Source organism: Pantoea sp. Ap-870 (genome assembly GCF_011752515.1).
Lineage (GTDB): Bacteria > Pseudomonadota > Gammaproteobacteria > Enterobacterales > Enterobacteriaceae > Pantoea > Pantoea dispersa.
The window spans coordinates 814,084-837,577 of the sequence record NZ_VWXG01000001.1 but is presented as its reverse complement, the minus strand read 5'-3'; the positions used below and the strand labels follow the sequence as shown (position 1 = coordinate 837,577).

Below are 23,494 nucleotides of genomic sequence, written 5' to 3'. Positions count from 1 at the left end.
GAAATTTTCATCAACACTGCAACCGCACTACGAACATCGGCAACATTAAGTGTAGACAACAATTGAAGTTTCGCCAGACGGGCGCACAGAGTGCTTAGCGAAGAGTGCACTTTTCAGCGGTTTGCGCGGCAAAAAACTGAATTCTGCTGTTTTTCATACGCTTCGCTTTTTTTACCGCGGGCAGACTTGATCATAGCAAAAACCGCCTGATACTGTATATAAAAACAGTATCTATGGAATGTTCGCTATGACGCGTTTCTTTTTGCCACAGCTTTCACCGCCTTCGCGCTCCCGCCCGCTATTCCTTGACGCGGTGCACGGCGGTTTCCCCTCGCCCGCTCAGGACTACATTGAGCGCCAGATTGATCTCAATGAGCTGCTGGTGACCCGCCCCAGCGCCACCTATTTTGTGCGCGTCGAAGGCGACTCGATGCGCGATGCCAATATCCGCGAAGGCGACCTGCTGGTGGTCGACAGCTCACTCAATGCCCGGCACGACGACATCGTAATCGCCGCCATTAACGGCGAGTTCACCGTCAAGCGGCTGCAGACGCATCCCTGCGTACAGCTGATGCCGATGAATCCGCGCTATCAGCCCATCCGGCTGCGTGAAGAGGAGGAGCTGGAAATTTTTGGCGTGGTCACGTTTATTATTTACGCCGCACGCGTCCAGCGTTAGCGCATCGTTTCGGCGCGGATCATCTCAATCAGCCGGCGTAAACCCGGGTGCAGCTGGCGACGGTCGGGGTAATACATCACCAGCGGTTCGTCTTCGCTGCACCAGTCCGTCAGCACGCGCACCAGCTGCCCGCTCGCCAGCTGTGCCTGTACGTAGCGCTCCGGGCAGTAGCCGAGACCGTAACCGCCGGCGACCGCATCAATAATCATGTCGCTCTCATTGAGCGTCAGCGTGCCCGGCACATCGACCTCATACGCCACCTTGCCCTGCGCCAGCGGCCACTTATACAGCGTGCCATTGCCAAGGCGCATGCGAATACAGCGATGGTTGCGCAGATCGTCCGGATGCTGCAGCGGCGGCGCGTCGCGCAGGTAATCGGGTGACGCCACCACAATCCAGCGCAGTTTGGGCGTCAGCGGCATGGCGATCATGTCTTTCGGTACGCTGGCGCCGTAGCGGATCCCGGCGTCATAGCCGCTGCCGATGATATCCACCAGATTGTTATCCACCGTAATTTCCAGGCTGAGCTCCGGATAGGTCGCCATAAAGCGCGCCAGGATCGGCCGAAACAGCAGCTGCCCGGCATCACGCGGGATGTTCAGCCGCAGGCGGCCGCTGGGTGATTCGCGATACAGGTGCAGATCGTTCAGCGCCAGCTCAATCTGCGCAAAGCCGGTTTCCAGATGGCGCAAAAAAGCGGCACCGGCGTCCGTCGGCACCACCGCCCGGCTGGTGCGGTTGAGCAGGCGCACGCCAAGACGCGCTTCAAGACTGCGCAACGTGTGGCTGATGGCCGACGTGGTGACCCCCAGTTCCAGCGCGGCGAGGCGGAAGCTCTTGCGCCGGCAAATCAGCAGAAAAACATTCAGATCGGCCAGTTCATTACGTTGCAGGGCGGGCATTTTCGTATCTCCTGACTCATTGCCACGTTGAATCTGATTCAACTTCAGATGAGCTATGATAGCGAAGCTGCCGTACCGGATGCTATACGCGCGTGGCATGGCAGGCAAAACGTCACTTTTAACCCCGAGCTCAACATGCTGCCCGAAGACCGAAAAGACGCTATTTATCGCTACCTGTTTGCGAAACGATCGGCCACCATTCACGAACTGGCCACGCTGATGGCGGTGTCGGCGATGACCATCCGCCGCGATATTAAATTCCTGCAGGACGCCGGCCTGGTGGTCGGCATACACGGCGGTGCCAGGTTGCCTGCCGTGGTCCATCAGGCATTACCGTATGTGGAGAAGGCACAGCTGAACGTGCACGCCAAACAAAGCCTTGGCCGTTATGCTGCGTCACTGGTAGAGGATGGCCAGGTGGTCTACCTCGATGCCGGTACCACCAGCTATGAAATTGCGCGTGCGTTAGGCGATCAGGCAAGTCTCACCGTGCTGACTAACGACTTTACGATTGCCGCCTGGCTGATGCGTCACAGCCACATCACGCTATTTCATACGGGTGGCAAAGTCGATAAACGGCATATTGCCAGCGTGGGTGCCATGGCGGCGACCGCCCTTGCCTCGTTCAATATTGATCTGGCTTTCCTCAGCGCCAGCGCGTGGGATGTCACGCACGGCCTCTCGACACCCGACGAAAACACCTTGCTGGTGAATCAGGCGGTGCTGGCCGCCTCAGCGCAGCGTTATCTGGTGGCTGACAGCAGCAAATATGGTCGTTACAGCGTGTATTCCCTGTGTAAGCTGCAGCAGCTGGACGGTGTGATCACCGATGACGATTGCCCCTGTGCTGCCGTTGAAGAGATGAAACAGCGTGATATTCGTCTGCACCGGGTAAATCGCCGCGGCTGAGCGGCTCTCTGCGCATCCCGGTAAAGGTCATTAATTAAAAAGGAGGCGCGAACGCCTCCGGTGGCTACAGGGAAATCACATCAACTATTTATTATGGGGCACGGTTTACGGCGTAGGGGCGACTTTAGGATTGGAGCTGAACCAGCCGCGGCGATCCTGCCAGTTGCCATATTCATCCACAATCGCCCCTTTACTGTTGGCCATCAGGAAATGATAACTCTCCAGTTTTTTCAGCGACAGCGTTTCGCCCTGATGCTGAATGACGACATTGTGGCTTTGCACCGGACCAAAACTTTTCGGCGTCGGCGGAATATCCGCTGATGCGGCGCCAATTTCTGAGAAGTTATATACCCAGCCATCGAGGACGCGCCATGATTCATGTTTTGCCGGACGTGCCGGCGGCGCGCTAATCGGCATGTGTCGATGCTCCGGAATCATCTGATTCGGCAGCAGATACATGGTCATAGCGTAATAACCGTAATCCAGATTATTGACCCAGGTGATGCTGGCCAGGCCAACATGCTGATAATCGCCCAGCCCGAAATCATTGACCCACAGCTGCTGGCGCATGGCCGGCGTCAGCGTATGACCATAAGAGGCGAGCAGTTGCGCTATTGCATCTTTCGCCACCTCTTTCTGGAAGACGCCATTTTTATAGAAATCTTTATTGGTATAAACGTGATGCGGCTGAGCCGCAACGGATGCGGTGGCATTGAGCGCCAGTAAGGCCGCAGCGAACGCCAGAGCAGGTTTTGTCATAATTCACCTCCTGTTTATGACAGCCATGTTGATGCAAATAAAAATTTCACCGGCCGGTAAAACGCAAGGGTGGCCAGCGCGGAGAACAGAGTTGCAGATGGCGATGCGGAGGGGAAATTCATTTAGAGAATCGGATCTATCTAATTATCAGATACGGCTGTGCTTTTTTGTGATTATTAACAAATAATCACAGGCTATTCTGCCCGGTAAAGCATCCAGCTGCTGGCGGGCGCAATTTATCTGCTGCTAAAGAAATTCTTAAAATGTTGGTTGCGCTCGCAATTGTGACAGGCGCGCGGCCAATTGTGTTTGACCTGCTTTTCACATCAATGCACACTGGCGGGCGTGAAAAACGGCAGATGAAGAGCCAAGAGATGTTGCAGAATTATAGTCAGCGCGTCCATTTCTATTACTGCATTCTGGTTGCGTTAAAACTCTATGTGAACAGCAAGAAGTCCGGCGGCGTACGCGGGAAAAATAACTTTTTGCTGAAGTGGTTACGCAACGCGCAAAACAACACTATCTTTCATCCTGATATCACCAGTGAAATTGAATGGCTGCGCGGCAAAATTATCAGCGCCGGACCGGATGCCGATTTAGAACCGATGCTGCAATACGTTTACGAGACAGCAAAACGCGCCGAAACGTTGCGTCTCGGGCGGTAATCGCACGGGCTGCGCATGGCATTACCCCTGTCTGCAGGCAAAAAAAGGGGGCAACGCGCCCCCAACCACTACAAAAATTTCATCCCTGACGCCCTGGTGCGGGTTCCCTTCCGGCTGGCGCTAATTCTCTTCGCACTGGCTACGCGTTACAGGGTTAGCACCAGCACGCTGATCAATAACCAGCAGCCCGCGCAAAATGCGCCCGCCGCCACCCAGGTTAACGCCCGGGTATTTAAATTGCAGACATCGCGTTGCCAACGTTTAACCGGCTGCATAACCACTCCTGAAAATACATTCTCATTATGCCTGGCAGAGGATTGCCGTGAACTGAGAATAAGCTTGTCACGTATTAATATCCCTGACCATCGGATGTGCTTACCGGTTATGTAGGCGCAGGACTACAACCCATTAATTACCGCTTATATCGCCGTCGAGACGAAAAATGCCGCAGGTGTGCAGATCGCAATAGCGTCTTTTTCGCGCCGTTTGTCATCCGGAAATACGGTTGCGCATCGTTTAGTTTTCCTAAAAAACAGGCGCAGATTAAATCGTTTTTATTTATCCCCGCTCAGGGTTATTAATAAGCACACCGGACGCGATAATTTGCAGATGATAAAGGGATGTGGCGTGACCAGTCTCTTGATGCACGGCCAGACCGCGTTCAGTGCCCTTTCTCAGGTTGTAAATTACGTTAGCATTTAACTTTGGATTCAATCATCAATGAAAACCCGTCTGGCCGTTATGACCTCTGTTGCTGCGATATTATTTTCACAGCAGGCATTCGCCAAAAACCTGTGTACCCTGATTGTTGACGCTGAATCAGGCAAAGTCCTGCTGGAGAGTGGCAACGACTGCAGTAGAGAAGTCACACCCGCATCCACCTTTAAAATAGCCATCAGCCTGATGGGATTTGATGCCGGCGTGCTGAAAAATGAAAAGGAACCCGCCTGGGATTACCAACAAGGATACCCGGACTGGGGCGGTAAAAACTGGATGAATAAAATCGATCCTACGGCGTGGCTAAAATATTCGGTCTTCTGGTATTCGCAGCAGGTTGTTAAAAAAATCGGGCAACATCGCTTTGAAGACTATGTAAAGGCGTTTGCTTACGGAAACGAAGATGTTTCCGCCGTTGACGTCAGCGCCCCCGGTCAGAATGGGGTGTGGGTTATGTCATCCCTGCAGATCTCACCGGTTCAGCAGATTGGCTTTTTAAGGAAAGTCGTTAACCGTGAGCTGCACGTAAACAAGCATGCCTATGACATGACAGATAATATTACCCGCTACGACGTCAGCGTTAAGGGCTGGACGGTGCACGGCAAAACAGGAACCGGCTCACCGGGGAAAAATAATCAATACGATCCGCACCATGCCTATGGCTGGTATGTCGGCTGGGCGACCAAAGGCAGGAAAAAAATTGTTTTTGCCAAACTGATTCAGGATGAACAGGTGTTAACGCCGAATGCTGGCCTGAGAGCACGTGACGAAGTGTTGAAGCAGATGTCGGCGGTCATTGCGCCGTGATGGCATAACACACGGATGCCACGGATTTTATTAACCTCCCGGTTTTCATGCGGCTGACAGATTGCGCCGAGGCCCTTCATTATGAAACTGACGGTTAGCCAGCAAATAAAGTGACCTCCGGACCGTGGCTTATCTTTCTTTACGCAGCGTCGTCAGCAGTGACTGCGCAGCAACAGAAGACTGACCGGATGGCGAACACACCAGTCCAAACTGACGCTGAATCGCTGGCCTGTGCTAATGGCGTATATGGCACGGATCAATGCGCGCCCTGCTGTGCAGACGGCGTTGCTGGCAGAGGCGTCTGAGTGAGACTGGCAGACAGAGTTTTGTGCCGGCGATCAGGCTCTGTCTGCAAGGTTAGATGTCAGTGTTATTGTGACAACGGCGCGCAGAAAGTTATGCTGTGCGCGCCAGGCTATGCAGCCCGCTATTGGGCCCGCGTGGCAACATCAACATCGAACCTGTGCTGTTTTGAGGACACTGACATGCCCCCTTTTTATCAGTTTTCGGCCACCAGCCTGACCGGTCAACCTATCTCTATGGCCGACTACGCTGGCAAAGTGGTTCTGGTGGTGAATACCGCCAGTCATTGCGGCTTCACGCCCCAGTACGCCGGCCTTGAAGCGCTCTATCAGAAATATGCCGCACAGGGTCTGGTGGTGCTTGGCTATCCCTGCAATCAATTCGGTAAGCAGGAACCGGGAAACGCTGATGACATCTCACAAACCTGTCATGTTAATTACGGGGTAAGCTTCCCGATGTTCGGCAAAGTCGAGGTTAACGGCAGCGCAGCGCACCCGATATTTCGCTATCTGAAGGCGGAGCTACCCGGCGTGCTGGGCGGACGGATTAAGTGGAATTTCACCAAGTTTCTCATCGGACGCGACGGCCAGCCGCTGAAACGCTTTGCACCGATCACGCCCCCGGAAAAAATGGAAGCCGCGATAATCGCTGCACTTTAAGGTGGAGCGTTACCGGATTCGCAGCATTAATTTTAGAGCACGGCGGAAATTGATGGCATCCGGCGGGAGGCTGGTTAAGTCGGGCGCCTTTCCGCCCATTTCAGCATGGCATCAAGAGCAGGACAAAGTGCCTGTCCCCATTCAGTGAGTCGATATTCCACTTTTGGTGGCACCTGAGGATACACCATCCGCGACACTATACCGTCGGCTTCCAGCTGTCTCAGTTGTTGCGCCAGCATCTTCTGCGAAATACCGGGAATTAATTTTTCAAAATCTGAATAGCGCTGTACTTGGCCGTCGAACAGATGAAAAAGGATGATTAATTTCCAGCGCCCTTCCAGCAGTTGAATAACCTGCTCCACTCCGCTTGCGGCTGATTCCGGACTGTATAACTTACTCATCATTCAGTAACTCACTTTTTTGTGCGTATTTGTCAATTTAACAGTCTATGTGGAATATGACCGTACTGTAAACAAAGGGAGTACAGGTCTATGCCATTCACATTACCGCTTGCTATTTATGACGACTTCGCGCTCAGCAAGGGTGGCGATATTGCCAGCATTACTGATTATTGTACTGCCACATCAACAGACCGGAGATTCTCCAATGCCATGTGATCTCGATTTCCACGGTAAACGCATATTGGTCACTGCGGGTACCAAAGGTGTGGGTAAAGCGGTAGTTGGGCTATTCAAACAGCTGGGTGCAACAGTATTAACAACCGCACGCCACGCATCCGCAGAATGTAGAGCAGACGCTTTCGTAACGGCAGACCTGACCACGGTTAAAGGGTGTAACTCAGTCGCGGAAGCCGTTCAGACACATCTGGGAGGCGTCGACATCATTGTTCATGTGGCCGGCGGTTCTACTGCACCCGGTGGTGGCTTTGCAGCATTGGGTGAAGAGGAGTGGCAACAGGAGCTCAATCTTAATCTTTTGCCCGCGGTACGTTTAGATCGTGCGCTGTTGCCTGCCATGCTGCAGCAGGGGGGCGGAGTGATCATCCATGTCACTTCTATCCAGCGAGAACTGCCCTTACCAGAATCAACCACGGGTTATGCAGCAGCGAAAGCGGCGCTGTCAGCCTACAGTAAAAGCCTGTCGAAAGAGGTTGCGTCGCAGGGGGTTCGGGTGGTTCGCGTGGCACCCGGCTGGATCGAAACCGAAGCTTCCGTGGCCATGGCGGAACGGCTGGCGCAGCAGGCAGGAACAGATTACGAAGGCGGTAAGCAGATCATCATGAAGGCACTTGGCGGTATTCCGCTGGGACGCCCTTCCCAACCCATTGAGGTAGCTAATCTCATTGTCTTCCTCGCATCATCTTATGCTGCCGCGATCACCGGTACTGAATTTGTCATTGATGGCGGTACTATTCCAACGGTGTAGTCAGATATCCTCATCGATCCATTCGGGTAGCGATCCGGATATTTTATATACCTTAATAAGGCGCCAGCGGCTATTAGATCAAGCCATGTGCGATATCGACCTGGCCGCTGTGTGATATTCCCCCGACTCTTTGTCGCTAATATTCGCTCCTCGCTCATGGCGAATACACAGTCCGCCTGGTGGCAGAAACGGACATGAATAGCGAAAACAAAGGATGATTATTTGCGCACAAATCAGGGCTTCTTTGGCCGTCCATTGAAAAACGTTTATGACGCTTTTTCATTTACCGTCATGATAAAGTTCAGCGTGTTTTCTCCCTGGTTTGCGTAGAAATGTGGAACATCGGTTTTGGCTGTAACGGAGGATCCCGCCGTTACCTGAAATACGCTCTCTTTCACGCCAAGCGTGAGGGTTCCGGATTTTACGTGCAGTAGCTCCAGCGTGCCTGAGCTATGCCCGGGTGATTCAAACTTTTCGCCTGGCCGCATTTCCCACAGCCACAGCTCAAGCATATCGGGTCCACCCGAGCCGGCCAGCAGCCTGGCGCTTCCCCCTTTGTCTCCTGTCCAGAGTTCGGGGATGTCCGTATCAGCGATGATGTGCACATCAGGCCTGGCGCTGACATCAACAAAATCCGCCACGGACACGCCCATGGCAGCAGCAAGCCGGCATAGCAGCGCAATGCTGGGATTAGCCTTGCACCCTTCTATCTCAACCAGCATCCCCTTACTGATACTGGCTTTGCGGGATAACTCATCGAGAGAAATTTTTCTTTGTTTACGAAACTGCTTAATCCGCAGGGATACGGCTTCGTTAACCGTGTTGACATCTGCGCCGGCAAAGGTCACTAAATTGACTTTTTTGGTCATTGGTCGATATTATGAAATAAAATGGTCATTACAGGATTATCGCGTGTTAATCGTATCTGCGTCAATTTCCCCTGAAGTCTATCAAATCGCCCCCGGTTTTCGGGCGCTCAGCATCAGTGTACAGGCAGCGCCTGTCGTGAATCCGCACGTCGGGGTAACGGCACTGAAGGCGGCCTGTGAGGCGGTGCTGTCAGATTCCCCCAACTGGGCTGAATCCCATCTGGCCGCATGGGCCGATGTGTTTCAGAAATTTGGTGCCAAACCCAAACGCACGCCCTGTTCTGCTGAGGCGCTACGCAAACGCGTGCTTCGCGATGGCACCCTGCCCGCGCTCGATCCGGTCGTTGATCTTTATAACGCTGTCAGTCTGCGTTATGCCGTGCCCGTAGGGGGAGAAAATATTGCCGCGTACCGGGGTGCACCTCGCCTGACGGTGGCAACAGGCACGGAACCCTTTGATACCATGAAAGAAGGGGTTATGGCGGTGGAATATCCTGCGCCTGGCGAAGTCGTCTGGTGTGATGATGCCGGCGTAACCTGCCGTCGCTGGAACTGGCGGCAGGGAATCAGGACTCGCTTAAGCGTTGAAGCGCAACACATGTGGTTTATTCTGGAAAGTCTGCCGCAGATGCCGCCCGATCAGCTGCATGAAGCTGGAAAGATGCTGACCGACGGCCTTGAAGAAATGATGCCCGGACGGCAGTGTAACGTCACCCTCATCGGCGAGTAACGCCTTTAACTCAGTTCTGGAGACTCTGCATGTTCACCGGCTTGTCTGCTTTCCCGTTAACGCCTGTCACCGCGCGTGGTGTCGATGAGCAGGGATTCACGAAGATCCTGGCTCGCCTGACGGCAGCCCGTGTCGATTCTTTGGGTGTTCTGGGTTCAACCGGTAGCTATGCTTATCTGAGCAGGGAACAGCGCAAACGCAGCGCAACGCTGGCGTGTCAGGTTGCCGGGGAGATTCCCGTGATGGTTTGCGTGGGAGCTATCAGCACCGATGCCGTACTGCATCTGGCTGAAGATGCGCAGTCCGCAGGCGCTGCTGCGCTGCTGCTGCCGGCGATGAGTTACCAGCCGCTGCGTGATGAAGAAGTGTATGCCCTCTTTGAGACGGTTACCCGCCATGCTTCAGTACCGATTTGTGTTTATGACAACCCCGGCACCACGCATTTCCGCTTTACCGACGAACTGCTCGGGCAGCTGTCGTCACTGAAAGGGATTCGCTCAATTAAAATTCCGGGAGTACCGGATACCCCCATCGCTGCAGCTGAACGCGTTGCTGCATTACGACAACATCTTCGTCCTGGCGTGACCCTGGGTATTAGTGGTGACGCCAGTGCCGGGCTGGGGCTGAATGCCGGTTGCGAAGTCTGGTATTCTGTTTGCGGCGGTATCTTCCCGGAAACCGCCAAACAAATTACGCAGGCCGCAGCCATTAACGACGCTGAACGCGTTACTGCCCTAACTCACCGCCTTAAACCTTTGTGGGATCTGTTCCGTAAGCATGGCGGAAGTATCCGCGTGATCGCAGCGGCAGCAGGCTTACTGGGGCTGACCGATGCCGACTGTCTGCCTCTTCCCCTGTTACCCTTATCGGTCGCAGAGGTGGCAGAAGTAGCAGCAGTGATGGCCGCTCTGGACCTGAAGTAACGCGCCGGCGGAATCGATCCTGCCCCGAGCAGTTGATAGAAAGTAGGGTTTGAAGGGTGCACAAAAGGTCATGGTGCCTGCATGTATTAGCTTCTGATAAAGAATGCCCGGAGATAAACATCACCGGGCATAAAGCGGTGTTTAAGCTGATTTGTAGCGCGCTTCGAGCTTATCCATGAAGCCAAAAAGTACCTGATTCATTTCGCTGTAGTCGTGCGCTCGAAGTTCTTCTGGCGTATGAACAAAGCGATACTCTGCGGCTCGGCTCAGGTCTTGTTGCGAATGAGCGATTAGCCGTTTTACAACATCCAGCGTCAGTTCCATGTGGCACTGAAAACCAAAGACGCGATCTGAATAGGAAACGATCTGGCGGGGACAGCCTTCGCTGTAGGCGATGATTTTTGCATCCGCGGTCAGGCCCGGCATGTCGTTATGCCAGTGACCGACCTCAAGCGACCTCGCAAAGTGAGAAAACAACGCATCCTCGCGAGCCTCTTCAGTTAGCGTGATCGGGAACTTACCAATCTCCTTTTCAGGGCTGTGAGCAAACGGCGCGCCCAGCGCCTCACCGATCAGCTGTGAGCCAAGGCAGATACCGATAACGGCTTTACCGGTTTTAACAGCAGCAGCAATCAGCGCCTGCTCGCCTTTCGCATCGAAGTGCGGACACTCTCTCTGGGTCGTGGACGGGTCCTGCGGACCGCCCATCACGATCAGGAAATCAATACCTTCGGCGTCCACGGGTAGCTCATCGCCTGCGTATACACGCGAGTAAGTCACATTATGACCTTGATTTCTGGCCCATGTTTCATAAGCCCCTGGCGCTTCAAAACTTTCATGTACGATAAAGTGTACCCGCATGAGGATAGGCTCCTGTTATACCTGTGATAATCTGACTGATAAACGACACACTCATCCAGTGAGTTGGTACACCGGATGGTTTCGAGGCAGCATCATAGTTGCAGGACCCTAATCTGAAATGCCAGGTAGTATAGATAAAGCGCCAAGACATGAAGCATCCACTGGCTGGTCCGGCACAGCGATTAGCTATCAGCGAGGAGAAACCGATCCTCCTCATCATCACCTTGAAGGGCAACTCCTCTATGCAACCAGAGGCGTGATGCTGGTCGAAACGGAAAACAATCGCTGGGTTATCCCCCCTCAGCGTGCATTGTGGCTACCGCCTCTGCAGATACATAGTTACAATCTGCTGTCTCACACAGATCTCAGGGCCGTCTATTTCAGTGGCAGCCTTATCGCGGAATGTACAAATTTTGCGAAGAGTGACCAGGTGCATGTCATTACGGCTACGCCACTGGTGAAAGAACTGATAACCGGTCTGTTCAGTGATAACTACAACAGACCGAGCCAGCGGAAAATGGCTCTGTTGCTTCTGGAAATACTCAGCGAAGCGCCTTCTCTGACTGCGGAACTTCCAATGCCACGTGATGAGCGATTATTCTCTGCGGCCAGAGAACTTGTGGTAAATCATCGCTGGGAAATACCACTGAGCGATCTGGCTTTTATCGCGTCAATGTCTGAACGTACCTTTTCGCGATTGTTTATTAAGGATACGGGTTTTAGTTTCAGAACCTGGAAGCAAAGAGCAAGAATTTATGCTTCGTTAGATCTCCTTGCTAATAACATCCCTATCAAACAGGTCGCTTATAAGCTCGGTTTTTCATGTCCTGCTGCCTATACCGCTGCTTTTCGCTCCATCCTGAATGCAACGCCGCGCGATTATTTGCCTTAATCTATGAATCAATGCCTGCTTCTCACTCCAGGCAAAAATTTTTCCTGAGAGTCAGTCTGCCTTATCCCAGGAACTGACGCTGCCGTTTCAGGCCATTTAATGGCTGTGCGCTGTGTCAGGGTAAATTTATCAGGCGATGTCTCTTAATCACCTGAGCAATAGCCACCCTGAGTTTCCACATCCTGTTAAACACGAGGCCGCGATGACCTCCCCGATGACACAACGGGGAGTCATTCAGCCTTTGGCGTTTTCGTGCTGGCACCGGTGTTCAGCGCTAGCAAGGCAGCCTCTAGGGTTGCAGCGGTTCCGCCAGCGTTATGATAAACAACTCACTGTCCGAGCTGGCTTTATCCAGCGGCTTCACGCTGATGGTGGTGGCAACTGGCTTATCATCTACCGTCAGCTTCCCCTGGTCGTTGACCCGATAATCCTTGCGCTTCTTACCTTCCACCGGATTTTGCAGCACCATTTTCACGCCGAAGTCATTGTCATTGATGACCGCCAGCGTGTTGCTGTCGATCAGTGCCAGCCCTTCGGCCTTCTCCTGCTGCCAGCCGAGTTGACGCAGATCCACCACCCGCGTTTTCGTTGCCAGCACGATGCCGCGCTGCGCCAGCGTTTTTGCGTCGTCAAACTCCGGGTAGTCACCGGCCTTATCGAATGTGGCCAGATCGGTGGCCTGACTGAGATCCACCTTATAGATAAGGTTACGCATCGCGTCGTCTTTGTCGCTGCCCTGCTCAATCAGCAGGATATGCTGATTATCGATCGCCACGATATCGCCAATTTTCGCGTCGCTGTTTTTACTGTACGCCTCGCTGTCGATAGGGTAACCATACATCGCGGTTTTCCCGGTGGCCGGATCGAAGCTCACCAGGCGGGTAAAGCGTGCCTGCTTTTTACTTTTCCCGTTGATATCGAGCGTGCTCTGCACCGCGGCGATGATACGTCCATCCGGCATGCGCGTGATCCCTTCAAAGCCACGATTTGGCTGGCGCCATTTAAGAACGTTCGGCAGACCACCCGCGATCGATTTTTCCCCTTCCATGGCCTGCGGCCCGTGAATCGCCAGAATCCTGCCCTGCTTATCAACGTTAATCAGGAACGGACCATACTCATCGCACAGCCAGTAACCGCCCTTCCCGTCCAGCGTAATGCCTTCCGTATCCAGACCCCGGTTATCGCCCTGCAGCACGTTCAATTTATCGCTTAGCGCGATCTCATTGGTTGACCCGATGACGCCATTCTGCAGCGGCAAGCCGTTAATATTGCCCTTTGCGTCGTGCAGCGGTCGGGCGTCCGTCGCCTGCGCTTTGCCGTTCTTCACCTGGATATTCATCAGCAGTGGCGCGAAGTCCGGCGTGACGAAAATTTTCGACTCCTGTTTACCCATGTCAGGCGAGTCGGCGTTCGGTCCGCGGTCGGTGACGGTCACAAAGTTGAGCGTGTCTCCCTGCCTGCCGGTAAACAGCAAACCGGAACCGATGCCCACCGGCAAACCCTCCGGAAACGCGCTGGCGAACGCACCGCTGTAGCTGACGCGCGTCCCCTGAGGAAAAGTGACGCTATAGCGTTCGGTTTGCGGCTGCGCCGCTAGCGTGGATAACGAGAGGGTACAACCGAGAATCAAAGGAAGCGTTTTTCTTTTCATATTATTCATGTCCATACAGAGGAGCTGACACCCTAAAGACTAAAAATGACAGGAAAATGAAATTGCAGAGCAACAGTGGCAGCTGACATCATCCCGGGCGATCTCCCCGGTTCGCCACCGTACCGGTTTTGCTTCATTCATCAGAAACCAGCTTTCATGTTGTCCCCCTGCAGCTCAGCCATCCCGGACATTTCTCAGCCTTTTCCTACAACCTGACGCAGGCCGTCTGATATCGGCTCCGCGCGGTTTCCGTTCAAATGGGTTAACCGCGAGCACAGGAGGAAACAATGCTGAACATCTTCACTATGGATAGCGACCGCTGGATTACGGAAGGTCTGCGCCTCTACTTTTCCGGGCAGATGATAAGCTGCCTGACGCTCACCTCGCCGGATGACCCAATCCCCACCGGACACGGGCGCAACGTGGTGATCAGCGAGCTGCATTTTGCCAGTAAAAACCTGGAAGAGACGTTGCGTAGCCTGCTGCTGATGCAGCTCAAAACGCCGGGCGTTGAGCTGGTGATTCTCACCGACATCAGCGATGAAGCCGTGCTGAATTACGTGGCCCGCCACCTGAAGAAAGCGCTGATCCTGAGTAAAAAATGCCCGCTGGCGACGCTGGTCAGTGCGGTGCTGACGCCGGAAAACGTTGCCGCCGTCGCCGTACCGCACGGCAACGCCGATGTGCTGACCGAGCGCGAGTTCACGCTGCTGCGCTGGCTGGCGGGTCCGCGCCGCATGACTGAGATCGGGCATGCGCTGCACCTCAGCAATAAGACCATCAGCCACTACAAGAACACCATCTCACGCAAGCTGGGCTGTAAAAACCACATGGATTTTTACCATCGCCTCACCAGCTACGGCTTTTGATTCGCGCCTCCCGCCTCAATTCAGGATGTTCAGCCCGCTGGACATCCTGCGCCTGCCTCCTTTCCTGTTAAAAAATCAAGACATTCAGCCAACATCCTTACCGCAAAAGGGATGACACCCGGTTTGATTCGCGCATAATGACGGGTCACCTGTACGGGCAGGATGCCCGCTGACACCCCTACTCTGCCGTAACGCAGGATAAAACATAAAAACTGAAGGAAGACTGGCATGGAATTCACCATACGCAACGCGCAGCCTGATGATGCCGAACTGCTGCATCAGCTGGGGCGCATGACCTACAGCGCCCACTTCAAACATATGTGGGTCTCCGAAGCCGAGCTGGATGAATTCATCGACAAAGAGTACGGCCTGGCCGAACTGCGCAGCAGCCTGGTGGCCCCCAACGAGAGCTGGCTGATTGCCGAAACCAACAAACCCATCGGCTTTGCCAAAGTGACCTGGAACACGCCGGTACCGGACTCCGGCATGAGCGGTGCCCAGCTGAATAAGCTCTACCTCAACCCGCAGGAAACCGGTAAAAACTATGGCCGGCGCATGTTCGAAAGCATTATCCACGCCGCGCGCGATAAGCAGGAAGGCTATCTGTGGCTGGAAGTGATGGGCGAGAACGTGCGCGCACGCAAATTTTATGAAGCCTTTGGCATGCAGCACATCAAAGACATTCCTTTTATTACTGCTTCGCAACAGAGCACCCTGCAGATTTTAGGCATGGTTATTTAGCGTGGCTCACGGCGCCGGGTCAGCTGTCTGGCCCGGCCGGTTGGGTGCACTGGAGTGTTTCATTTTATTACTTCACCGCCGCAAAATTTTTAAATAAGCGCAGCGACAGCGCAGAATTATTGTTATTTCAACAAACTAAGATAAAAAATAAAAACGCCCTTTTTTATGCGCCGTCACGCTTGCAGAAATAGCACCAGCGATTACTATTAAATACGCAACACGCACATGACAGCGCAACAACGTCATGTTATTTATTACTCATGAAGAGGATATATTATGACTCAGCATCGAGGCGGTTCAGGTAATTTCGCAGAAGATAAACAGAAAGCATCAGAAGCCGGTAAAAAAGGCGGACAGCACAGCGGCGGCAACTTTAAAAACGACCGCGAAAAAGCGTCCGAAGCCGGTAAAAAAGGCGGTCAGAGCAGCAATCGCGGCTCGTGATTAGCCGGCCAGCACAGGATGAGGCGGCCATGGCGCAGGGAGCGCGCCGTTACCCCCGGATTATTATCTTACCCTGCGCTGACTTTCCTCACGTTTAACAGATAACTCTGAAACCGCCTGAATCTGGCAGAAAACGTTATATGATCAATTAACTATTTATTGCCTTACAGGAACAGCCTGACGTGATATTGCGCTATTTTACCTCTCTTTTTTCCAGTCCGGAATCATTACTGCAGGTGATGAGCCGCCAGGATATTCGTGAATCCATTCAGGAAGGTGACCGGATTATTATTGACGAAGACGGTAACGCTTCGGTTAATCCCCTTAGTCCACAGGTACAGCAGGACTTCGCCGATCATATTAAGCGCTTAAAGGATATCTGATGGGAACCGCGATATTTATGGTGCTGATGGTCTGCGGCTACTGGTATACCAGTCGCGATATGTCCAGCCGCCTGAAAATAAAACGCTCCTTTGGCTGGGACGTCTATTTTCTCATTGCGCTGTACGGCTGCATTTTTGTCGTTCAGGGCGTGGTCGCCACCGGCCTGGTCTGGCTGCTACTGCTGGCGGCATCGGCCATCAATAACAGCCTGGCGCTGTCTGCCGATCTCCATGCGCGCTGGCACGTCGATTTCATGACATGGAGTTTTCTCGGCATTCAGGCACCGGTGGTGATCATGCTGGCGTTTGCCGTGCTGTTTTGTGTGTATCGTTCCAATTCCGGCAGCGCGCGGCTGACCGCCGGCAGTCGCAAAGAGCTATATCAGCGCCTGTCGCGCTCTAACGGTATTGAACAACTGCTGCTGCACTGCATGGAAGAAGGCGAACTGGCCTGGGTTACGCTGAAATCGCGCCGTATCTACATCGGCATGATTCACGCCGCTACTTTTGAATATCCCAGCACCGCCAACATCGTGCTGATTCCGATGCTCAGCGGCTACCGTGATTCGCGCACGCTGAATCTGGCCGTAGAGCACAACTACAGCCGCTGGTATCACCAGCACGACATCAGCTTTGTTTCCACGCCGAAAAGCGCGCTGGAGTTCCGCAAGGTCCTGATGGTTGATCAGATTGAGAGCCTGTCGCTGTTCGATCCCGCCAGCGCCAGCGCGCTGGCCATGGGAAAATGCCAGCAGGCAGAGAAACGGCGGAACATACCGGGCTGAAATGCCCAGCCGCCCTTTACATCCGCGTTATCTGGTAACAGTGACGCGGCGTCACGTGGTAACCGCTAAGGAGTATGCAATGACCGATCGTCCCGTTCACGGCGACCAGCCGGATTACGATCCGCGTAAAAACAGCCCCGACCAGAAGCCGAAAGATGACGAAACCAGCGCGCCTGAATCCGGGGATAAACAGGCCGAATAAACCATAAACCGCCTTCTCAGGCGGTTTTTTTTTCGCGCCCGGGTCGGGTTAGCCCGGCCACAGCCAGTTACGTACTTCCGGCACGTCTTCACCGTATTCGCGCACGTAGCGGTGGTGCTCCGCGATGCGCTGCTGCAGGTCGTCGAGCAATTCAGGATGGCGATCGGCCAGGCCCGGCACATGCAAAATCGCCGCCTGCGCCAGATGATAGCGGTCCAGCTCGTTGAGCACCGTCATATCAAACGGCGTGGTGGTGGTGCCCTCTTCGTTGAAGCCGTGCACGTGGAAATTGGCGTGATTGCTGCGCTGATAGGTCAGACGATGAATCAGGCTGGGATAGCCATGAAAGGCGAAAATTACCGGTTTGTCGCGGGTAAACAGCGCATCGAAATCCTCTTCCGACTTGCCGTGCGGGTGCTGCTGCTGCGTCTGCAGCGCCAGCAGATCCACCACGTTGACTACGCGAATGCGCAGCGTGGGCAGATAGTTTCGCAGCAGATCCACCGCCGCCAGCGTCTCCATGGTGGGCACATCGCCGGCGCAGGCCATCACCACGTCCGGCTCGCCGTCATCGCTCGCCCAGCGCCATTCGCCCATACCCGCCTCGCAGTGGGCAATGGCGCTGTCGATATCCAGCCACTGCGGTGACGGCTGCTTGCCGGCGACAATCACGTTGATGCGATCCCAGGTGCGCAGACAGTGATCGCCCACCCACAGCAGGGTGTTCGCGTCTGGCGGCAGATAGATGCGCACGATATCCGCCTTTTTATTCGCCACGTGATCGATAAAACCGGGATCCTGATGGCTGTATCCGTTGTGATCCTGGCGCCAGACGTGTGAAGACAACAGATAGTTGAGCGACGAAATCGGCTGACGCCAGCCCAGTTTGCGCGTCACCTTCAGCCATTTGGCGTGCTGGTTAAACATCGAGTCGACAATATGGATAAAGGCTTCATAACAGTTAAACAGCCCGTGTCGTCCGGTCAGCAGATAGCCCTCCAGCCAGCCCTGACACTGGTGCTCGCTGAGAATTTCCATCACCCGACCGTCACGCGCCAGCTGCTCATCATACGGTTCGATATCTGCCATCCAGCTGCGGCTGGTGACGTCAAAAACCGGCGTCAGGCGATTCGAGGCGGTCTCATCTGGCCCGAACAGCCGGAAGTTATCGGCGTTGCGCTGAAAAATCGCGCTGAGGTAGTGGCCGAACTGTTTAGTGGCTTCGCCGCGCTGGCTGCCCGGCGCGCCGGTGTCGAGCGCAAACTCGCGGATGTCCGGCGTGTTGAGCGTGCGTCGCAGCCGGCCACCGTTGGCATAGGGCGAGGCGCTCATGCGTTTATCCCCCTGCGGCGCCAGCGCACGCAGTTCCGGCCTGAGCTTACCCGCCTCGTCAAACAGATCCTCCGGCTGATAGCTGCGCAGCCACTGCTCTAACACCTGCCGATGCGACGCGTCTTCGCGACACGCCGCCACCGGCACCTGATGCGCACGCCAGAAATCTTCCACCTTTTTACCGTCCACCTCTTTCGGGCCGGTCCAGCCCTTCGGGCTGCGCAGCACAATCATCGGCCAGCGCGGGATCGCCTGCTCTGCCTGGCCGCTGCGTGCCTGCTGCTGATAAGCGGCAATCTTATCAAACGCGTTATCCAGCGCTGCCGCCATCTGCTGGTGCATGTCGGCCGGCTCGTGCCCGCAGACAAACAGCGGCTCATAACCGTAACCGCTGAACAGCTGCTGCAGATCGTCATCACTGCTGCGCCCCAGCAGCGTCGGGTTGGCAATTTTGTAGCCGTTCAGATGCAGAATGGGTAGCACTGCACCATCGCGCTGCGGATTGAGGAATTTGATGCCGTGCCAGCTGGCGGCAAGCGGCCCGGTTTCGGCTTCGCCGTCACCAATCACGCAGGGTACGATCAGCTGCGGATGATCGAAAACCGCGCCAAACGCATGCGACAGCGAATAGCCCAGCTCGCCGCCTTCATTAATCGAGCCCGGCGTTTCTGGTGCCGCATGGCTGGGAATGCCTCCGGGAAACGAAAACTGCTTAAACAGCCGCTGCATACCGGCGGCATCTTCACTGACGTGCGGATAGATTTCGCTGTAGCTGCCTTCGAGCCAGCTGTTCGCCACCATACCCGGACCGCCGTGCCCCGGACCACAGACGTACAGCAGATCCACCTCGCGCTGGCGGATGATGCGGTTGAGGTGCGCATAGATAAAGTTCAGGCCGGGCGTCGTGCCCCAGTGGCCGAGCAGACGTGGCTTGATATGCCCGGGCTGCAGTGGTTCGCGTAACAGCGGGTTGGCCATCAGGTAGATTTGCCCGACGGACAGATAATTGGCGGCGCTCCAGTAGCGATCGATCAGCGCCAGTTCATCGGCGGCACTCGGATTGGTCATGCCTCTTCTCCTTTGGTTAGCCATCAGTTAACCCTAATAGAGGATAGGCGATGCTGCGAGCCAGACGGTATTTCTGCACTGTTGCTATTAACCGCTGCGCTTATTCAATCTTTCACGAAAATATAAGCGCAGCGGTAAAAGCTGTACACGTAAATATTTTTTCCATTTTGTGCACTATTTAATGGGTCGTGACCCGCAAAACTGGCGCTTTTTCACTTTTGGTCTATTGTGCCTTCTACAGGTAATACCAGTAGAAAATAGAAAAATAAAAGGATCCTAAAATGGACTACAAAATGTTCGCTAACCGACTGCAACAGTGGCCGCAGTTACATTTTACGGCGATTGAACTGCAGCAACGCGAGATGACCTGCGAGATCTACGCCACGGCGGCTGAGCACCAGACCATGAGCCAGCTGTTTATTTGTCGCGTCAGTGATGAAAAAAATGCGCAGGAATTAATCAGGCAGTATCGCAGCTGGCTGCATAAATTTAATCTCGGTCGCAGCAGGCGCGATAATTCCCGCCCGCCGCGCAGCGTGTCGGTGAATGTTCCGGGCGCAATAAGCGCAGCGCTAAAATAGAGTTATCGGCATGCTTAACCATTTTTTAGTTGCATGAGTCTGCTACAGCAGCGTATTACTATTCGCGCAGCGTGATAACACCTGGCAATGTGTCTGACTAATAACCTGTGCCATTTTCACTGACAGCAGAAAAAGGTGTTGGGTTGTTATCACCTGTGTAACACTGTACGGATATACAAGTCCCGGAGGTGACGTGAAACAAGTTAACCGTCCTGCACCGGATCTGTATGCGCTGATAGGCATCGCGGTGACGGAATTTATCAGGGAAGGTAGCGTATTCAGGATACATGACGTGACGCAGGTGCTGCATACGATGAAAGCAGACGCGCGTGATGAGGATTTCCGGCATCGCTGCGATGCCGCAATAAGGCTACTGGCAGATCTTATGCACTGAACCGATCCCCGCCTGCGCGGGGACCACTACCTCAGGCGTCGTCTGGCGTATAACCCACCACAATTTCCAGCGTTCTGCGCAGCACACTTGCCTGCGCTTCGTCCTGTGTCGCTTCCAGCGCCATAATCAGACATAGAATGATGGATTTGTTACTGACGCGGCCTTCGCTGGCCAGCACGCTACGAATGACATCATTCAGTACCGCGGCCTCTTCACTCAATGCCACTCCGGCATCGCGAAAATGCGCCGCCAGTTCCGTGTCCGGCAGCGCAGAATAGAGAGAGTGATTCTCCGACATCGTTCTTTTCCCGTACTGTGAGCAATACAGTCAGATTATAATTTAACGGTCAGTCAGTGCTTGCGGCTGCCGCCACCCTGACCGTTGTGGCCAAACAGCGGATGCACATTATCGCGATCCGATTGTTCGCCACGCCGCTTTTGTCCAGCCGTCATGCTCGACCGGACTTCATCGATTGCAGTGCGAATCGCAGCCGCCTGCGCATCATCGCTGGCCTGCTGCTGCATAATGTGGAGCTCATCAAGCAACGCCTGGGTGGTGACCGGCCCGGAGCGCTGCAGCAGTGTTAACGCCGCTTCGCCGATGATCTCATCAATAAGAGTCTGGTGTTCTCTTCTGTTCATAACATAATAAATCTCTGCATGCTGCCTGCCCCGACCGGGAACGCGACAGAAAAACAGCGCCGCTATCCTGCGGCGCGATACAGCCCGTCACAAGTCATACATGCAGTGATACGTTATCAGAATGGCGTTTTCGTGTGTACAACCTGGACGCTTTCGCTTCGCTCTCAGCTCTCGCGTTCAAATAGCAGGCCAATCAGCTGGTGATAATGGTGCTCTTCTTCCGTGGTAGAAGCGAGCTCCAGACGACGCAGCAGCTTAGTACACAGCGATTTACGGTTCAGATTACGGCCTTCACGCAGGATTTCGACCACGACCTGGCCCAGCGTCTCCTGCTGCGAAGGCAGCGTGGCTTTGCTAAAATAGTTGGCAATCGCCTCGACTGAGTTCGGAGTGTATCCGTTCTGGCGCATAAGTGACTCCCGTTAACATTAAATTGTCAGAAAAATGTTCTGGCTAAGTTGTACAAGTTTTTCAAAATCTGTACAAGAGGATAAACAAGAGAATGGGGTTTTTTTGTTGCAAAAAGTGCTACCGAAAAGTTATTAACCCATGCATAAATTGAAATTTTTTAACATCGTCAACGCCCGATCAGGTCCACATTAATAATGAGTCGATAACGTATCGCTTCGTTATCAGTGCCACCTAATCTGCCTGTTACTTATTTCCTCTCGCGCTAACAATCGTTATTGGCGGTTGCAGCCGCTGCGCTTATCAGATATTACCGCGCGTCATTTTTTCGTTCCCTGCAGCACGGCAGCTGGTGATATAAAATGCGTGCGGCGCAATGGACCACTCCCTGAATTGCGCCGCTGCGTTAGCGATTAAGACTGCCTGCATGGCAGCTTAAGGATTACGCTGACTGCATTTACCTTAAAGAAGGCGGTTTAAGCTTCCGCCGTTGCGGTTTTGCCGCGGCGACTCACTTTTCCACCGCGCCTGCCCGCTTCTACTGCCCTTTCCGGACAGTTTTTAAAATTCCCGCTGCTGACGCTGCCGCCTTTTTTACCCGCTTCGCGAGCACGCTCGGTATTTTCTGCAAAATTACCTGCACCACCACGTCGTTGTGTCATATGTCACCCCATTGATAAAAATAATTAAGTAGTTAAACGACAGAATATCTCCACACAGGAACAATATGGATGGGATTGGAGATAAAACAACATTTAATATGCATATTTGCGCTGACAAAAAGCCATGCGCAAATGGTTATTTTCACCGCTGCGCTTATAGCGGGTTGCTTGTAAAGATTTTTTTTTCAAACTTGTACAAAATAATTTTAGTGGTATAAAATCAATTAATTAACAAAAGTGTGATCTGCATCACAAACAAGTATTGAGAGATTGTTGCTATTTTTCAGTTTTATCTGAATTTTCCGGGATGATGGAAATATGACCGCTCACTTCCAGCACCGCGTATTTAATTTGATCGATGCGTTCCAGCCCCTGACCTGAACGCGCGGCCTCCAGGATATCTTCCCGGCTGATGCCCGACATTTTTAGCCGCTGCGTTAATATCCGGCCATGCTCCACCAAAACCAGCGGTCCTCCCTCCGCCATTTGTTCGAATAGCGGAAAGCGCGCTTTGAGTTTGCCCAGCACAATATCAATAGTGATTAAGGTAATGATGGTGAGGCTGGCACCGGTAACGGAAAAGTCATCACCCAGCAATGCCTGCTGTGTGGCTTCGCTAATAATCAGCAGCAGAATCAAATCGAATGAGGTCATTTGCAGCAGTGTGCGTCGACCGGCAATTTTAAATACCACCATTAACAACAGATAAATGGCGGCTGCGCGTAATACCGTTTCCATAACGCTCTCCTTTTATGGGTAAATCCACTGCGATACCTTTACCGGTACCTGATGATTGACGTGCACGCTCAGCGCAACCCGTCCCGCCGCCTGCGGCTGAATCCCCAGCCAGATCACATGACCTTCTGCCGCCTCGCTGGCGTAAGTCAGCTGCAGCGTGTTATCCCGCGTGATGGCCTGCTGTGGCTGTGGCTGTAGCGTCTGGATCTGCAAATCGTCTAACGCGCCGCTGCCTAGCGTGACGGTGAAACGCTCGCCGCTCTGCGGTGCCACGCGAATCCGCAGGTTCATATTGCTGTCGATGCGACCAAAACGTTCATAGCGCAGGCTGACGGAACCATCAGCCGACTGCGCCTGCCCGTCACTTAATATGCCTTTGGAAAACAGCCCGCAGGCACCCAGGATCACAATCACCATCAGCACGTATTCACCGATACGCTGTATAACGCTCTCCCTGCGTTGCCAGCGCATATCCTCCTGTACCGGATAATCACGGCTGGCTAACTCATCTTTCTTCATGGCGTTATTCCTCT

The 23,494-nt window shown here is 53.8% G+C and carries 31 protein-coding genes and 1 pseudogene; 18 read left to right on the top strand and 14 right to left on the bottom strand.

Going from position 1 to position 23,494, the window contains the following annotated elements; genetic code table 11:
• The first annotated feature begins 247 nt into the window (after positions 1–247).
• A complete protein-coding gene (gene umuD / locus F3J41_RS04130) occupies positions 248–679 on the top strand; it encodes a translesion error-prone DNA polymerase V autoproteolytic subunit (protein ID WP_021506286.1) in 432 nt (143 codons plus the stop codon).
• On the opposite strand, the gene F3J41_RS04125 is transcribed toward umuD, so the two are convergent.
• Entirely contained in the window at positions 676–1,581 is a 906-nt protein-coding gene (locus F3J41_RS04125) for a LysR family transcriptional regulator (RefSeq protein WP_058769675.1), read from the bottom strand. The genes umuD and F3J41_RS04125 overlap by 4 nt on opposite strands.
• A 135-nt stretch (positions 1,582–1,716) precedes the next feature.
• Here F3J41_RS04125 and F3J41_RS04120 point away from each other — a divergent pair, with 135 nt between their 5' ends.
• The gene (locus F3J41_RS04120; protein ID WP_166710000.1) at positions 1,717–2,490 is read left to right on the top strand and encodes a DeoR/GlpR family DNA-binding transcription regulator; all 774 of its coding nucleotides are present in this window, start codon (positions 1,717–1,719) and stop codon (positions 2,488–2,490) included.
• A gap of 105 nt (positions 2,491–2,595) precedes the next feature.
• On the opposite strand, the gene F3J41_RS04115 is transcribed toward F3J41_RS04120, so the two are convergent.
• Positions 2,596–3,249, bottom strand: coding sequence for a hypothetical protein (locus F3J41_RS04115; protein ID WP_058769674.1), 654 nt, complete (start codon positions 3,247–3,249; stop codon positions 2,596–2,598).
• Between the two features lie 374 nt (positions 3,250–3,623).
• On the opposite strand from F3J41_RS04115, the gene F3J41_RS04110 reads away from it, so the two are divergent.
• Positions 3,624–3,914 carry a hypothetical protein gene (locus F3J41_RS04110; RefSeq protein WP_166710264.1) on the top strand — a complete coding sequence of 97 codons (291 nt, stop codon included), beginning with the start codon at positions 3,624–3,626 and terminating at the stop codon, positions 3,912–3,914.
• A gap of 146 nt (positions 3,915–4,060) precedes the next feature.
• On the opposite strand, the gene F3J41_RS23535 is transcribed toward F3J41_RS04110, so the two are convergent.
• The gene (locus F3J41_RS23535) at positions 4,061–4,189 is read right to left on the bottom strand and encodes a hypothetical protein (RefSeq protein WP_256378112.1); all 129 of its coding nucleotides are present in this window, start codon (positions 4,187–4,189) and stop codon (positions 4,061–4,063) included.
• Positions 4,190–4,634: 445 nt separating this feature from the next.
• On the opposite strand from F3J41_RS23535, the gene blaOXA reads away from it, so the two are divergent.
• From blaOXA to F3J41_RS04095, 3 genes and pseudogenes are all read left to right on the top strand, one after another.
• Positions 4,635–5,438 carry a class D beta-lactamase gene (gene blaOXA / locus F3J41_RS04105; RefSeq protein ID WP_166709998.1) on the top strand — a complete coding sequence of 268 codons (804 nt, stop codon included), beginning with the start codon at positions 4,635–4,637 and terminating at the stop codon, positions 5,436–5,438.
• Positions 5,439–5,648: 210 nt separating this feature from the next.
• A pseudogene (locus F3J41_RS23370) lies at positions 5,649–5,747 on the top strand (glutathione transferase GstA); the annotation flags it as partial.
• 176 nt (positions 5,748–5,923) lie between these two features.
• Entirely contained in the window at positions 5,924–6,400 is a 477-nt protein-coding gene (locus tag F3J41_RS04095) for a glutathione peroxidase (RefSeq protein WP_058769673.1), read from the top strand.
• A 74-nt stretch (positions 6,401–6,474) separates the two neighbouring features.
• Here F3J41_RS04095 and F3J41_RS04090 read toward each other — a convergent pair whose 3' ends face one another.
• The gene (locus tag F3J41_RS04090) at positions 6,475–6,801 is read right to left on the bottom strand and encodes a helix-turn-helix domain-containing protein (protein WP_166710262.1); all 327 of its coding nucleotides are present in this window, start codon (positions 6,799–6,801) and stop codon (positions 6,475–6,477) included.
• A gap of 205 nt (positions 6,802–7,006) precedes the next feature.
• On the opposite strand from F3J41_RS04090, the gene F3J41_RS04085 reads away from it, so the two are divergent.
• On the top strand, positions 7,007–7,786 hold the full coding sequence (locus F3J41_RS04085; RefSeq protein ID WP_058757650.1) for an SDR family oxidoreductase: 780 nt from the start codon (positions 7,007–7,009) through the stop codon (positions 7,784–7,786).
• A 266-nt stretch (positions 7,787–8,052) separates the two neighbouring features.
• Here the strand turns inward: F3J41_RS04085 and F3J41_RS04080 are convergent, their stop codons facing one another.
• Entirely contained in the window at positions 8,053–8,655 is a 603-nt protein-coding gene (locus F3J41_RS04080; protein WP_166709996.1) for a helix-turn-helix transcriptional regulator, read from the bottom strand.
• A gap of 43 nt (positions 8,656–8,698) precedes the next feature.
• On the opposite strand from F3J41_RS04080, the gene F3J41_RS04075 reads away from it, so the two are divergent.
• Together F3J41_RS04075 and F3J41_RS04070 are read left to right on the top strand one after the other, a co-directional pair.
• Complete coding sequence (locus F3J41_RS04075) at positions 8,699–9,385, top strand: B3/4 domain-containing protein (RefSeq protein WP_166709994.1); 687 nt, start codon at positions 8,699–8,701, stop codon at positions 9,383–9,385.
• Between the two features lie 29 nt (positions 9,386–9,414).
• The gene (locus F3J41_RS04070; protein ID WP_166709992.1) at positions 9,415–10,308 is read left to right on the top strand and encodes a dihydrodipicolinate synthase family protein; all 894 of its coding nucleotides are present in this window, start codon (positions 9,415–9,417) and stop codon (positions 10,306–10,308) included.
• 141 nt (positions 10,309–10,449) lie between these two features.
• Here the strand turns inward: F3J41_RS04070 and F3J41_RS04065 are convergent, their stop codons facing one another.
• Positions 10,450–11,169, bottom strand: a complete 720-nt coding sequence (locus F3J41_RS04065) for a type 1 glutamine amidotransferase (RefSeq protein WP_166709990.1) — start codon at positions 11,167–11,169, stop codon at positions 10,450–10,452.
• Positions 11,170–11,287: 118 nt separating this feature from the next.
• Between F3J41_RS04065 and F3J41_RS04060 the strand changes: the two genes are divergently transcribed.
• Positions 11,288–12,061, top strand: a complete 774-nt coding sequence (locus tag F3J41_RS04060; protein ID WP_058769667.1) for a helix-turn-helix transcriptional regulator — start codon at positions 11,288–11,290, stop codon at positions 12,059–12,061.
• Between the two features lie 289 nt (positions 12,062–12,350).
• On the opposite strand, the gene F3J41_RS04055 is transcribed toward F3J41_RS04060, so the two are convergent.
• The gene (locus F3J41_RS04055) at positions 12,351–13,712 is read right to left on the bottom strand and encodes an esterase-like activity of phytase family protein (RefSeq protein WP_166709988.1); all 1,362 of its coding nucleotides are present in this window, start codon (positions 13,710–13,712) and stop codon (positions 12,351–12,353) included.
• A gap of 287 nt (positions 13,713–13,999) precedes the next feature.
• Between F3J41_RS04055 and F3J41_RS04050 the strand changes: the two genes are divergently transcribed.
• The 6 genes from F3J41_RS04050 to F3J41_RS23530 all read left to right on the top strand — a co-directional run bounded on the left by F3J41_RS04050 (position 14,000) and on the right by F3J41_RS23530 (position 17,136).
• Entirely contained in the window at positions 14,000–14,581 is a 582-nt protein-coding gene (locus F3J41_RS04050) for a LuxR C-terminal-related transcriptional regulator (RefSeq protein WP_059010369.1), read from the top strand.
• 228 nt (positions 14,582–14,809) lie between these two features.
• Positions 14,810–15,322, top strand: a complete 513-nt coding sequence (locus F3J41_RS04045; protein WP_059010367.1) for a GNAT family N-acetyltransferase — start codon at positions 14,810–14,812, stop codon at positions 15,320–15,322.
• Between the two features lie 276 nt (positions 15,323–15,598).
• Positions 15,599–15,766, top strand: coding sequence for a general stress protein (locus tag F3J41_RS04040; protein ID WP_021506316.1), 168 nt, complete (start codon positions 15,599–15,601; stop codon positions 15,764–15,766).
• A gap of 185 nt (positions 15,767–15,951) precedes the next feature.
• Positions 15,952–16,149, top strand: coding sequence for a hypothetical protein (locus F3J41_RS04035; RefSeq protein ID WP_031279223.1), 198 nt, complete (start codon positions 15,952–15,954; stop codon positions 16,147–16,149).
• Positions 16,149–16,934, top strand: a complete 786-nt coding sequence (locus F3J41_RS04030; protein WP_166709986.1) for a hypothetical protein — start codon at positions 16,149–16,151, stop codon at positions 16,932–16,934. The genes F3J41_RS04035 and F3J41_RS04030 overlap by 1 nt, the downstream gene beginning before the upstream one ends.
• Positions 16,935–17,013: 79 nt before the next feature.
• A complete protein-coding gene (locus tag F3J41_RS23530; RefSeq protein ID WP_255412066.1) occupies positions 17,014–17,136 on the top strand; it encodes a hypothetical protein in 123 nt (40 codons plus the stop codon).
• Positions 17,137–17,184: 48 nt separating this feature from the next.
• Here F3J41_RS23530 and F3J41_RS04025 read toward each other — a convergent pair whose 3' ends face one another.
• Positions 17,185–19,536, bottom strand: a complete 2,352-nt coding sequence (locus F3J41_RS04025) for a phosphoketolase (protein WP_166709984.1) — start codon at positions 19,534–19,536, stop codon at positions 17,185–17,187.
• Between the two features lie 281 nt (positions 19,537–19,817).
• Here F3J41_RS04025 and F3J41_RS04020 point away from each other — a divergent pair, with 281 nt between their 5' ends.
• Both F3J41_RS04020 and F3J41_RS04015 read left to right on the top strand, forming a co-directional pair.
• Positions 19,818–20,117, top strand: coding sequence for a hypothetical protein (locus F3J41_RS04020; protein WP_211075038.1), 300 nt, complete (start codon positions 19,818–19,820; stop codon positions 20,115–20,117).
• Positions 20,118–20,310: 193 nt separating this feature from the next.
• Positions 20,311–20,511, top strand: coding sequence for a hypothetical protein (locus F3J41_RS04015; protein WP_021506322.1), 201 nt, complete (start codon positions 20,311–20,313; stop codon positions 20,509–20,511).
• 31 nt (positions 20,512–20,542) lie between these two features.
• Here F3J41_RS04015 and F3J41_RS04010 read toward each other — a convergent pair whose 3' ends face one another.
• The 6 genes from F3J41_RS04010 to F3J41_RS03985 all read right to left on the bottom strand — a co-directional run bounded on the left by F3J41_RS04010 (position 20,543) and on the right by F3J41_RS03985 (position 23,480).
• Positions 20,543–20,809, bottom strand: a complete 267-nt coding sequence (locus F3J41_RS04010) for a biofilm development regulator YmgB/AriR family protein (RefSeq protein ID WP_021506323.1) — start codon at positions 20,807–20,809, stop codon at positions 20,543–20,545.
• Between the two features lie 53 nt (positions 20,810–20,862).
• Complete coding sequence (locus tag F3J41_RS04005) at positions 20,863–21,153, bottom strand: hypothetical protein (protein WP_059010363.1); 291 nt, start codon at positions 21,151–21,153, stop codon at positions 20,863–20,865.
• A gap of 164 nt (positions 21,154–21,317) precedes the next feature.
• Complete coding sequence (gene ycgZ, locus F3J41_RS04000; protein ID WP_021506325.1) at positions 21,318–21,563, bottom strand: regulatory protein YcgZ; 246 nt, start codon at positions 21,561–21,563, stop codon at positions 21,318–21,320.
• A gap of 474 nt (positions 21,564–22,037) precedes the next feature.
• On the bottom strand, positions 22,038–22,223 hold the full coding sequence (locus F3J41_RS03995) for a general stress protein (RefSeq protein ID WP_072209941.1): 186 nt from the start codon (positions 22,221–22,223) through the stop codon (positions 22,038–22,040).
• A 276-nt stretch (positions 22,224–22,499) separates the two neighbouring features.
• Complete coding sequence (locus tag F3J41_RS03990; protein WP_058776508.1) at positions 22,500–22,961, bottom strand: DUF421 domain-containing protein; 462 nt, start codon at positions 22,959–22,961, stop codon at positions 22,500–22,502.
• A gap of 12 nt (positions 22,962–22,973) precedes the next feature.
• Positions 22,974–23,480 (bottom strand): hypothetical protein, encoded by a 507-nt coding sequence (locus F3J41_RS03985; protein WP_104092840.1) that lies wholly within the window; start codon positions 23,478–23,480, stop codon positions 22,974–22,976.
• Positions 23,481–23,494 lie beyond the last annotated feature (14 nt).

Bases quoted from the DNA above. Each gene is read 5' to 3' on its own strand.
- F3J41_RS23530 (WP_255412066.1), top strand. From the start codon at position 17,014: ATGACCGATCGTCCCGTTCACGGCGACCAGCCGGATTACGATCCGCGT.
- F3J41_RS04110 (WP_166710264.1), top strand. From the start codon at position 3,624: ATGTTGCAGAATTATAGTCAGCGCGTCCATTTCTATTACTGCATTCTG.
- F3J41_RS04090 (WP_166710262.1), bottom strand. From the start codon at position 6,801: ATGAGTAAGTTATACAGTCCGGAATCAGCCGCAAGCGGAGTGGAGCAG.
- F3J41_RS04010 (WP_021506323.1), bottom strand. From the start codon at position 20,809: ATGTCGGAGAATCACTCTCTCTATTCTGCGCTGCCGGACACGGAACTG.
- F3J41_RS04095 (WP_058769673.1), top strand. From the start codon at position 5,924: ATGCCCCCTTTTTATCAGTTTTCGGCCACCAGCCTGACCGGTCAACCT.
- F3J41_RS03985 (WP_104092840.1), bottom strand. From the start codon at position 23,480: ATGAAGAAAGATGAGTTAGCCAGCCGTGATTATCCGGTACAGGAGGAT.
- F3J41_RS04080 (WP_166709996.1), bottom strand. From the start codon at position 8,655: ATGACCAAAAAAGTCAATTTAGTGACCTTTGCCGGCGCAGATGTCAAC.
- F3J41_RS04070 (WP_166709992.1), top strand. From the start codon at position 9,415: ATGTTCACCGGCTTGTCTGCTTTCCCGTTAACGCCTGTCACCGCGCGT.
- F3J41_RS04055 (WP_166709988.1), bottom strand. From the start codon at position 13,712: ATGAAAAGAAAAACGCTTCCTTTGATTCTCGGTTGTACCCTCTCGTTA.
- F3J41_RS04040 (WP_021506316.1), top strand. From the start codon at position 15,599: ATGACTCAGCATCGAGGCGGTTCAGGTAATTTCGCAGAAGATAAACAG.
- blaOXA (WP_166709998.1), top strand. From the start codon at position 4,635: ATGAAAACCCGTCTGGCCGTTATGACCTCTGTTGCTGCGATATTATTT.
- F3J41_RS04045 (WP_059010367.1), top strand. From the start codon at position 14,810: ATGGAATTCACCATACGCAACGCGCAGCCTGATGATGCCGAACTGCTG.
- F3J41_RS04030 (WP_166709986.1), top strand. From the start codon at position 16,149: ATGGGAACCGCGATATTTATGGTGCTGATGGTCTGCGGCTACTGGTAT.
- F3J41_RS04125 (WP_058769675.1), bottom strand. From the start codon at position 1,581: ATGCCCGCCCTGCAACGTAATGAACTGGCCGATCTGAATGTTTTTCTG.
- F3J41_RS04020 (WP_211075038.1), top strand. From the start codon at position 19,818: ATGGACTACAAAATGTTCGCTAACCGACTGCAACAGTGGCCGCAGTTA.
- F3J41_RS04120 (WP_166710000.1), top strand. From the start codon at position 1,717: ATGCTGCCCGAAGACCGAAAAGACGCTATTTATCGCTACCTGTTTGCG.
- F3J41_RS04065 (WP_166709990.1), bottom strand. From the start codon at position 11,169: ATGCGGGTACACTTTATCGTACATGAAAGTTTTGAAGCGCCAGGGGCT.
- F3J41_RS04060 (WP_058769667.1), top strand. From the start codon at position 11,288: ATGCCAGGTAGTATAGATAAAGCGCCAAGACATGAAGCATCCACTGGC.
- umuD (WP_021506286.1), top strand. From the start codon at position 248: ATGACGCGTTTCTTTTTGCCACAGCTTTCACCGCCTTCGCGCTCCCGC.
- F3J41_RS03995 (WP_072209941.1), bottom strand. From the start codon at position 22,223: ATGACACAACGACGTGGTGGTGCAGGTAATTTTGCAGAAAATACCGAG.
- F3J41_RS03990 (WP_058776508.1), bottom strand. From the start codon at position 22,961: ATGGAAACGGTATTACGCGCAGCCGCCATTTATCTGTTGTTAATGGTG.
- F3J41_RS23535 (WP_256378112.1), bottom strand. From the start codon at position 4,189: ATGCAGCCGGTTAAACGTTGGCAACGCGATGTCTGCAATTTAAATACC.
- F3J41_RS04085 (WP_058757650.1), top strand. From the start codon at position 7,007: ATGCCATGTGATCTCGATTTCCACGGTAAACGCATATTGGTCACTGCG.
- F3J41_RS04025 (WP_166709984.1), bottom strand. From the start codon at position 19,536: ATGACCAATCCGAGTGCCGCCGATGAACTGGCGCTGATCGATCGCTAC.
- ycgZ (WP_021506325.1), bottom strand. From the start codon at position 21,563: ATGCGCCAGAACGGATACACTCCGAACTCAGTCGAGGCGATTGCCAAC.
- F3J41_RS04005 (WP_059010363.1), bottom strand. From the start codon at position 21,153: ATGAACAGAAGAGAACACCAGACTCTTATTGATGAGATCATCGGCGAA.
- F3J41_RS04115 (WP_058769674.1), bottom strand. From the start codon at position 3,249: ATGACAAAACCTGCTCTGGCGTTCGCTGCGGCCTTACTGGCGCTCAAT.
- F3J41_RS04050 (WP_059010369.1), top strand. From the start codon at position 14,000: ATGCTGAACATCTTCACTATGGATAGCGACCGCTGGATTACGGAAGGT.